Consider the following 8,764-nt stretch of genomic DNA (forward strand, 5'->3'; position numbering starts at 1 on the left):
GCCGGCGGTTCGTCCAAGTACGACCCAGTACGAGGACGAACCGCCGGCACGCCCAGCCGGGCGCCCAACGCCGCGCGCTGATCCGCAAAGATCCGCCGGACAGGCCCTAGGCTCGCGCCCGTGCATCTGACGATCCTTCACGTGTCCCAGCCGGTCGACGGCGGTGTCGCCCAGGTGGTCGCCGACCTGGTCCGCGGTCAGCGGGAGGCCGGCCACCGGGTGCTGGTCGCCTGCCCGCCCGGCGGTCGGCTCGGCCAGAAGGCGGCGGCGGCCGGGGCCGAGCTGCTCGACTGGCCGGCCCGCCGTTCGCCGGGCCCCAGCGTGCCCGGCGAGGTGGCCCGGCTGCGCCGGCTGGTGCAGGTCACCGCCCCGGACCTGGTCCACCTGCACAGCGCCAAGGCCGGGCTGGCCGGGCGGTTGGCGCTGCGCGGCCGGCTGCCCACCGTCTTCCAGCCGCACGCGTGGTCCTTCGCCGCCGCCACCGGAGCGCTCGCCACCGCCAGTACCCGGTGGGAGCAGTACGCGACCCGCTGGGCGACCTCGGTGCTCTGCGTCAGCGAGCAGGAGCGGCGGGACGGCGAGGCGGCCGGGGTCGGCGCCCCGTACGAGGTGATCCCCAACGGCGTGGACCTGGACCACCACACGCCCGCCGAACGCCGCGCCGCCCGGCTCTCGCTGGGCCTGGACCTCTCCGAGCCGCTGGCGGTCTGCGTCGGGCGGCTGTGCCGGCAGAAGGGGCAGGACGTGCTGCTGGCCAGCTGGCCGGCGGTGCTGCGCCGGGTGCCGAGCGCCCGGCTGGCGCTGGTCGGCGGCGGCCCCGACGCCCAGGCGCTGGCCGCCCAGGCCCGGGCGCTGCCCGAGCCGTACCGGGTGCACCTGGCCGGCGAGGTGGCCGACCCGCGCCCGTGGCTGGCGGCGGCCGACCTGGTGGTGCTGCCCTCGCGCTGGGAGGGGATGGCGCTGGCACCGCTGGAGGCGATGGCGATGGCCCGCCCGGTGATCCTCTCCGAGGTGCCCGGGGCCCGCGAGCAACTGCCGCCGGAGGAGCGGGAGGGGGCGCTGGTGCCGGCCGAGGACCCGGCGGCGCTGACCCACGCGCTGGCGGCGGCGTTGGCCGATCCGCTGGAGTGCGCCCGGCGCGGTGCGGCGGCCCGCAGTTGGGTGGCGGAGCGGCACGACGTGCGCACCGTGGTCGCCCGGGTGGCCGAGCTGTACCAGAAGTCGATCACCGAGGGCCAGCCGACTCCCCGTGTCCCCACGCGGATCTGATCGTTTCTCAGGCAGTGACGTGCTTGTTGTTCGGTAGGGGCGACGAAGTCGATCACCCGTTCAGGTCGTGCCCAGCGAGCAAGTCGGAAATAAGTATTAATGGGCGGGTGGAATGAAATGGCAAGTCAACTTCCCCATCAACTTCCGGGAATTTAGCCGTCGTTCGGTAATGTCTGATTTTGCCCACTTCGTTCCGCTGCTTCGTCAATAGTTCGAAACCTGTGGCCCGGCCCTGGTACGAGCTTGTCCGAACGTCTGCCGAACGGGAACGCGAAATCCACCACCAAGGGCACACTGCAGGGGAGTTCGTGCGCTGATGACCATTGACCACGATAGTGTGCCGCGTCCCGGGCGAACTGCGGCAGGCGGTCGTCGGCCCATGACCGAGCTGCTCGACCGGCCCACCCGGCCGACGCAGGCCCGGACCCGCAGCACCGCCCAGCTCGGCCGGCACCGTCGCGGTCTGCGGTCCGCCGTGCTGCTCCCCGCGGCCCTGCTCGTGGTCGACCTGGCCGCCCTGTGCGCCAGCTCCGTCGGCTGCGCCTCGGCCCGCGCCCACCCCCTGGGCGCGGCCGCCGCGATGTTCCCGATCCTGCTGCTGCTCAATCTGGCCGGCGGCCTCTACCGCACCCGGATGAGCCCCTCCGCGCTGGACGAGGTGCCCGCGCTGGCCACCCGGGCCGCCGTCGCGCTGGCCTTCGCGATCACCCTCTCGGACTGCCTCGGCGGCGCCTGGCCGTCCGGCGGCCCGGCCGGCTGGGCCCGGCTGCTGGCGCTGCTCACCGCCCTGGTCACGCTCGCCGCGCTCGGCCGGACCGCGGTCTACGGCCTGCTGCGCCGGCTGCGGCGCCGCCGCCCGGTGCCGGTCCTGGTCCTCGGGGCCGGCCCGCTCGGCCAGCGGATCACCGCCGCGCTGCGCGAGCACCCGGAGTACGGGATGCGCCCGGTCGGCTACCTCGACCCGGACCCGGTGCTGCTGCCCGGCGACTCCCCGCTGCCGGTGCTCGGCGGCTGCGAGGCGCTGGAGCGCGAGGTGCGCCGGCACGGGGTGGTCCGGCTGATCGCCACCGCCGGCGCCGCCGACGAGGCGAAGACCGCCGCCACCATGCGCGAGGCGGTCCGGCTCGGCTGCCAGGTCTGGCTGGTCCCGAGCCTGCGCGAGCACGGCGGCCTGAGCACCGGCGCCCCGGCCGCCGGCGGCGACCACCTGTGGGGCTACCCCTGCCTGCGGCTGCCGCGCCCGGCCCGCCGCCGGCCCGGCTGGCTGCTCAAGCGCACGGTCGACGTCCTCGCCGCGGGCCTCGGCCTGCTCGCCGTCTCCCCGGTCCTCGCCACCTGCGCCCTGGCCGTCCGGCTGGACACCGGCCCCGGCGTGCTCTTCCGCCAGCAGCGCACCGGACTCGACGGCCGGGTCTTCACCCTGCTCAAGTTCCGCACCCTGCGCCCGACCAACGAGCACGAGTCGGCCACCCACTGGAACATCTCCCAGGACCACCGGATGAGCCGGATCGGCCACCTGCTGCGCCGCAGCTCGCTGGACGAGCTGCCGCAGCTGTGGAACGTGCTGTGCGGCGACATGACCCTGGTCGGCCCGCGCCCCGAGCGCCCCTACTTCGTCATGCGGTTCAGCCAGGCCTACCCGGAGTACGCCGACCGCCACCGGGTCCCGGTCGGCCTGACCGGCCTGGCCCAGGTGAACGGGCTGCGCGGGGACACCTCGATCGAGGACCGGGCCCGCTTCGACAACCGCTACATCGAGAGCTGGAGCCTCTGGCAGGACGTCAAGATCCTGCTGCGCACCGCCGCGCTGATGCTCCGTCCGGACGGGAGCTGACCGCAGGTGGCCCAGACGCTTCCCCTCGGCCCCCGGGGCACCCTCGCCCTGGGCCGGGCCCGGCTCGACCGCCCCTGGCCCGAGCTGCTCCGGGCACTCGCCACCGCCCCGCTGCGCCGGCCCAGCCTGCTGGCCGCCGCGACCGTCCTGCTGGTCTGCGTGCCGACCGGCGAGAAGGACGTGACCGCGGCCGTCCACGTCACCGCCGCCGACCTGGCCTCGCTCGCGCTGGTCGCCCTGCTCGCGCTGGACCTGCTGCGCGGGCGCCCGATCGGCCTGGGCCGCGGCGCCGCGCTGCTCTTCACCGGGGTGGTCGCCGCGGCCGCCGCCGCCACCGTCACCTCGATCGACCCGGCCGCCAGCCTGACCGGCTTCGTCCGGCTGGTGCAGATCTTCGTGCTGGTCCCGGCCGCCGTGCTGGCCGCGCTGCGCGACCGCACCGACCTGCACCTGGTGCTCGGCGCCTTCGTGCTGGCCGCGCTGATCGAGGGCGGCGTGGGCGCCGAGCAGTACTTGACGCACACCGGCGCCTCCTACACCGGCGAGCCGATCCGGGCGGTCGGCACCTTCGGCGCGCTGGACATCATGGCGATGTCCGGCGTGGTCAGCTACGGCCTGCTGGCCGCCCTCGGCCTCGGCCTGACCCTGCCGCGCGGCAGCTGGGCCCGGCGGTGGTTGCTGGGCTGCGCGGCCTTCCTGGTCTTCCCGCTGGCCGTCTCCTTCAGCCGCGGCAGCTGGATCGCCACCGCGGTGGCCGCCGGGGTGCTGCTGCTCAAGGCGGACGCCCGGCTCGCGCTGCGCTGGGCCGGGCTCGGGCTGGCGGCGGCGATCGTCGTGGTCGGCGGGCTCGGCGCGGGCGGCGGCGGGGTCACCGAGCGGCTGGACAGCATCGGCTCGGTCTCCGGCGGCAACGAGGACCACTCGGTCAGCGACCGCTACGACCTGTGGACCACCGCCCGGGCGATCTGGGCCGACCACCCGGTCACCGGGGCCGGACCGAAGAGCTTCCCGCAGCTGCGCGACTCGCACGCCCCGCTGCGGCTCTCCTCCGGCAGCGACGCGGCCGACTCCACCATCGGGTTCGAACGCGAGCCGCTGCTCTCCCCGCACAACATGTACTTCCTGGTGCTCTGCGAGCAGGGCCTGGTCGGCATCGTGGCCTACGGCGGGCTCTTCCTGGCCCTGCTGCTCGGCTGTCTGCGCCGCCCGGGGACCTTCGGGCCGGCCGCGGTCGGCCTGCTCTGCTGGGTGCTGGTCGACTTCCTCTACGCGGACATCGGCGGCACCACCACCGTGCTCACCTCGGTGATCCTGGGACTGGCGGCCTGGTGGGCGCTGCCCGCCGGGCGGACCGGGCCGATCGGGGAGCCCTCGGCATGACGACCAGTCAGGACCTGCTCCCCGCGCCCGCCGCGGCCCCGGAGCAGGCGACCCGCGGCGCCTCCTTCCTGGCCAAGGCGTTCGGCATCACCGCCCTGCTCAGTGCGGCCGGCTCCGCCCTCGGCCTGCTCCGCGACCTGCTGCTGGCCCGGTTCTTCGGCGCCGACGAGGGCACCGACGCCTTCCTGGTCTCCTGGACGGTGCCCGAGACGGCCGCGCCGCTGCTGATCGAGGACGCGATGGCGTTCCTGATGGTCCCGGCCTTCAGCCTGGCCCTGGTGCTGCGCGAGGAACGCCCGGACGGGCCCGACCCGGTCCGGCAGCTGACCCGCGACACGCTGCCCTGGTTCGTCGCCGGGCTCTGCGCGCTGTCCGGCGCCACCATGCTCTGGGCGCCCGAGGTGGTGCACACGCTGGCCCCCGGCCTGGCCGACCCGACGCTGGCGATCACCTGCACCCGGATCACCGCGGTCACCGTGCCCTCCTTCGGGGTGGCCGGCTACCTGGGCGCCGCCCTGCGCGCGCACCACCGGTTCACCGCCCCGGCCGCCATCTACGTGGCCTACAACCTGGGCATCCTGGCCCTGCTGACGCTCGGTCACACGGTGCTCGGCGTGCGGGCGGCCGCGCTCGGGGTGGCCTTCGGCAGCCTGCTGATGGCCGGGGTGCTGATCGGGCCGTTCCTCGGCGCGCTGCGCCGCGGCCGCACCGCCCGCGCGCGCACCGCCGCGGGCCCCCGCGGGCTGCGGCTCAGCCCGCTCGCCCTGCTGCCGGTGGCCGCCTTCACGCTCACCCGCCAGTCCCAGGTGTTCATCGAGCGCTACCTCGGCTCGACCCTGCCGGCCGGCACCATCTCGCACCTCAACTACGCCGCCAAGGTCAGCCAGTTGGCGATGACCACGGCCATCCTGATCTGCACCGTCACCTTCCCGCTGGTGGCCCGGGCGCTGGCGGCCGGTGACCTGGCGGCGGCCCGGGACCGGGTGGAGAAGGACCTGGGCCAGGCGGCCGCGGTGGTGCTGGCCGGCACCGCCTTCCTGATCGCCTGCGCCCCGGCGGTGGTCCGGGTGCTCTTCCAGCGCGGTGCCTTCGACGCCGCCGACACCGCCGCCACCGCCCAGGTGATCCAGGTCTACAGCTTCGGCCTGCTGGCCCAGGCGCTGACCGGCGTCCTGGTGCGGCCCTTCTTCTCGATGCGCCCGGCGGTGCGGCGGGCCGAGGACGTGCGGGCGGCGCAGGCCGGCGCCCGGCTGCTCGACTGGTACCCGGTGGCCGCGATGGGCCTGGGCCTGCTGGTCACCGCCGCCGTCGACCTGCTGACCGAGACCCGCTTCGGGGCGCTCGGGTTGGCGGCGGGCAACGCGGCGGGCATCACCACCGCCGCCGTGCTGCTGCTGCGCGGGCTCGCGCTGCGCGGCATCGCGCTGCGCACCCGCCAGGTGCTGGCCGGCCAGGGCCGGCTGCTGCTGGCCGCGGCCGGCGCCACCGCGGCCGGCGCACCGGTCGCGGCGGCCGTGCACCAACCGGTGCTGTCGCTCGCCGCGGGCGGCGCCGCGGTGCTCGCCGGCTACCTGCTGCTCGGCACGCTGCTCGGGGCCCGCGAGGTGACCAGGCCGGTGGCGCGCGTCCTGGTCCCGCTGCGGTCCGCGGTCCGCGGCCCGCGGGCCGGGCGCCCGGTGGCGGGGGATGAGCTGCTGGAGGAAGGAACCTTGCCCGATGGTCGCTGAACTCACCCGTTCCTCCCGGGTCCCCCGGCAGGCGATCGGCACCGGCCGCCGGTCCGGGCGGCCCTGGATCCTGATGTACCACTCGGTGGCGGAGGAGGACGAGGACCCCTACCTGCTCACCGTCGGCCCCGAGCGGTTCGCCGAGCAGATGCGCTGGCTGGCCGCCCGCGGCTGGCGCGGGGTCAGCATGCGCGAGCTGCTGGCCGCCCGGGCGGCCGGGCGGCGCGACCGGCTGGTCGGCCTGACCTTCGACGACGGCTACGCGGACTTCGCCCGGCAGGCCGTCCCGGTGCTGCGCAGTTACGGCTTCACGGCCACCGCGTACGTGGTGGCCGACCGGCTCGGCGGGGACAACTTCTGGGACGTGAAGGGCCCGCGCAAGGCGCTGCTCACCGTCGAGCAGGTGCGTGAACTGGCCGGCACCGGCTGGGAGATCGGTTCGCACGGGCTGACCCACCTGGCGCTGCCCGGGCTGCCCGCCGAGCAGCTGCGGGCCGAGGTCCGGGAGAGCCGCCGGGGGCTGGAGGAACTGCTCGGCGCCCCGGTCGGCGGCTTCTGCTACCCGTACGGCGCGGTGGACGAGCCGGCCATCCGGGCGGTCGAGGAGGCCGGCTACGACTACGCGGTGGCGATCCAGCACACCCCGCTGGCCGGCCGGTTCGCGCTGCCCCGCTGCTACGTCGGCGACCGGGACGGCGCCTGGCGGCTGCGGGCCAAGCGCGGCCGGCACGGCCTGCGAGACGTGGTCACCGAGCTGCGCCGGCACCGGGCGGTGCCGCGGTGAAGGTGCTGCACGTGATCACCGGCCTGGCGGCCGGCGGCGCCGAGCAGCAACTGCTGCTGACCGTCCGCCACCTGCCGCCCGCCATCCGCTGCGAGGTGGCGGCGCTGACCAACCCGGGCAGCGTGGCGGCGGCGCTGCGGGCCGAGGGCGTGCCGGTGCACGACCTGGACATGCGCGGCAACCGCGACCTCGCCGTGCTGCCCCGGCTGGTGCGGCTGATCCGGCGCGGCCGCTACGACGTGGTGCACACCCACCTCTACCGGGCCGGCCTGTACGGGCGGCTGGCCGCCCGGCTGGCCGGGGTGCGCTCGGTGCTGGCCACCGAACACTCGCTGCACGCCGGGACGATCGAGGGCCGGGCGGTGAGCCCCGGCGTCAAGGCGCTCTACCTGGCGGCGGAACGGCTCGGCAGCACCACGGTGGCGGTCTCCGAGCGGGTGGCCGGCACGCTGGCCGACTGGGGAGTGCCGGCCCAGCGGGTGGCGGTGTTGCCGAACGGCATCGAGACGGCCGGCTTCGCCGTGCCCTGGGAGCGGCGGGCCGCGGTGCGCCGGCGGCTCGGGGTGGCGGGCGACGCCTTCGTGGTCGGCGCGGTGGGGCGGCTGGTGCCGGGCAAGCGGTTCGAGGTGCTGGTCGAGGCGCTCACCGGGCTGCCGGGGGCGGTGCTGCTGGTGGTCGGCGAGGGGCCGCAGCGGGCGGCGCTGCGGGAGCTCGCGCAGCGGCTCGGGGTCGAGGGGCGGGTGCTGCTGCTCGGCGAGCGGACCGAGGTGCCCGAGCTGCTCACCGCGATGGACGTGCTGGCCGCGCCGTCGGCCGAGGAGACCTTCGGGCTCGCGGTGCTGGAGGGCCTGGCGGCGGGGCTGCCGGTGCTGCACAGCGGCTGCCCGGCGCTGGAGGAGCTGCCCGCCGCGGCGGCTCCCGGCGCCCGCAAGCTGCCCTCCACGGTGGCCGCCTACCGGGAGGCGCTGCTCGCGCTCGACCGGGCACCGCTCGCCGTCCCGCTGCCCCGGCCACCGGCCGTGGCGCACTACGACATTGTCCGCACAGCGGCCCGGCTGGGCGAGCTGTACGAGCGGTTGGGCGGCGCCACCCGGCCCGTCCCGGCCGGGAGGGAGTCCTGAGATGACCGGTACCGAGCGAGGCGCCCGCGCGCTGGTCCGCCGCTGGTGGCCGCTGGCCGCCGCCGTCCCGCTGGGCGCGGTGGCCGGGGCCGGCTACGCGGTGGTGGCGCCGCCGGTCTACACGGCCAACTCCTACGTGGTGGTGGTCCCGGACGGCACCACCGAGGCCGCGCAGGCGGTGAACTTCGCGCAGGCCTACGGCCGGCTGGCGGCCCAGCCGCAGGTGCTGGAGCTGGCCGCCCCGGAGGCCGGGCGGAGCAGCGCGGAGCTGGCCGGCCTGGTGGCCGGGACCACCTCGCCGGACGCCCCGGTGATCGAGATCGCCGGCAACGGCGGGCACCCCGAGGACGCGGTCCGGGCGGCCGACGCGGTGGCCAAGGCGCTGGTCTCGTTCGCCAACACCAGCAGCAAGGCGACCGGGGTCAAGCTGGTGCCGCTGGCGGCCGCCGCCGAGCCGGACAAGCCCACCACGCCGAGCGGCACGCTGGACGTGGCGGTCGGCGGGGCGGCCGGGGTGCTGGTCGGGGCGCTGGGGATGATGGTCCGCCGCAAGGGCGGGGACGGCGGGGCGGGCGCGGCGGCCGTGGTCGGGCCGGTGCCGGTGGCCACGGGCGAGCCGGTCGCGGGGTCCGGGGCGGAGCCGGCTGCC

At 76.3% G+C, this 8,764-nt stretch carries 7 protein-coding genes; all 7 read left to right on the plus strand.

From position 1 onward, the window contains the following. Positions 1 to 141: 141 nt before the first annotated feature. Positions 142 to 1,269, plus strand: coding sequence for a glycosyltransferase (locus ACQRUO_RS36930; RefSeq protein ID WP_428320554.1), 1,128 nt, complete (start codon positions 142 to 144; stop codon positions 1,267 to 1,269). A 379-nt stretch (positions 1,270 to 1,648) separates the two neighbouring features. Next, positions 1,649 to 3,103, plus strand: a complete 1,455-nt coding sequence (locus tag ACQRUO_RS36935) for a sugar transferase (protein WP_428320555.1) — start codon at positions 1,649 to 1,651, stop codon at positions 3,101 to 3,103. A gap of 6 nt (positions 3,104 to 3,109) precedes the next feature. Beyond that, complete coding sequence (locus ACQRUO_RS36940) at positions 3,110 to 4,483, plus strand: O-antigen ligase family protein (protein ID WP_428320556.1); 1,374 nt, start codon at positions 3,110 to 3,112, stop codon at positions 4,481 to 4,483. Further along, positions 4,480 to 6,210, plus strand: a complete 1,731-nt coding sequence (locus ACQRUO_RS36945; RefSeq protein WP_428320557.1) for a lipid II flippase MurJ — start codon at positions 4,480 to 4,482, stop codon at positions 6,208 to 6,210. The genes ACQRUO_RS36940 and ACQRUO_RS36945 overlap by 4 nt, the downstream gene beginning before the upstream one ends. Continuing rightward, on the plus strand, positions 6,200 to 6,994 hold the full coding sequence (locus ACQRUO_RS36950) for a polysaccharide deacetylase family protein (protein ID WP_428320558.1): 795 nt from the start codon (positions 6,200 to 6,202) through the stop codon (positions 6,992 to 6,994). The genes ACQRUO_RS36945 and ACQRUO_RS36950 overlap by 11 nt, the downstream gene beginning before the upstream one ends. Continuing rightward, the gene (locus tag ACQRUO_RS36955; RefSeq protein WP_428320559.1) at positions 6,991 to 8,115 is read left to right on the plus strand and encodes a glycosyltransferase; all 1,125 of its coding nucleotides are present in this window, start codon (positions 6,991 to 6,993) and stop codon (positions 8,113 to 8,115) included. The genes ACQRUO_RS36950 and ACQRUO_RS36955 overlap by 4 nt, the downstream gene beginning before the upstream one ends. A 1-nt stretch (position 8,116) precedes the next feature. Beyond that, positions 8,117 to 8,764: Wzz/FepE/Etk N-terminal domain-containing protein (locus ACQRUO_RS36960; RefSeq protein ID WP_428320560.1), on the plus strand; the 648-nt coding region annotated here is incomplete at its 3' end.

It is taken from the genome of Kitasatospora sp. LaBMicrA B282 (assembly GCF_050325825.1).
Taxonomy (GTDB): Bacteria; Actinomycetota; Actinomycetes; order Streptomycetales; family Streptomycetaceae; genus Kitasatospora.

Excerpts from the sequence above, each read along its gene's own strand:
- ACQRUO_RS36935 (WP_428320555.1), top strand. The coding sequence starts at position 1,649 with ATGACCGAGCTGCTCGACCGGCCCACCCGGCCGACGCAGGCCCGGACC.
- ACQRUO_RS36945 (WP_428320557.1), top strand. The coding sequence starts at position 4,480 with ATGACGACCAGTCAGGACCTGCTCCCCGCGCCCGCCGCGGCCCCGGAG.
- ACQRUO_RS36950 (WP_428320558.1), top strand. The coding sequence starts at position 6,200 with ATGGTCGCTGAACTCACCCGTTCCTCCCGGGTCCCCCGGCAGGCGATC.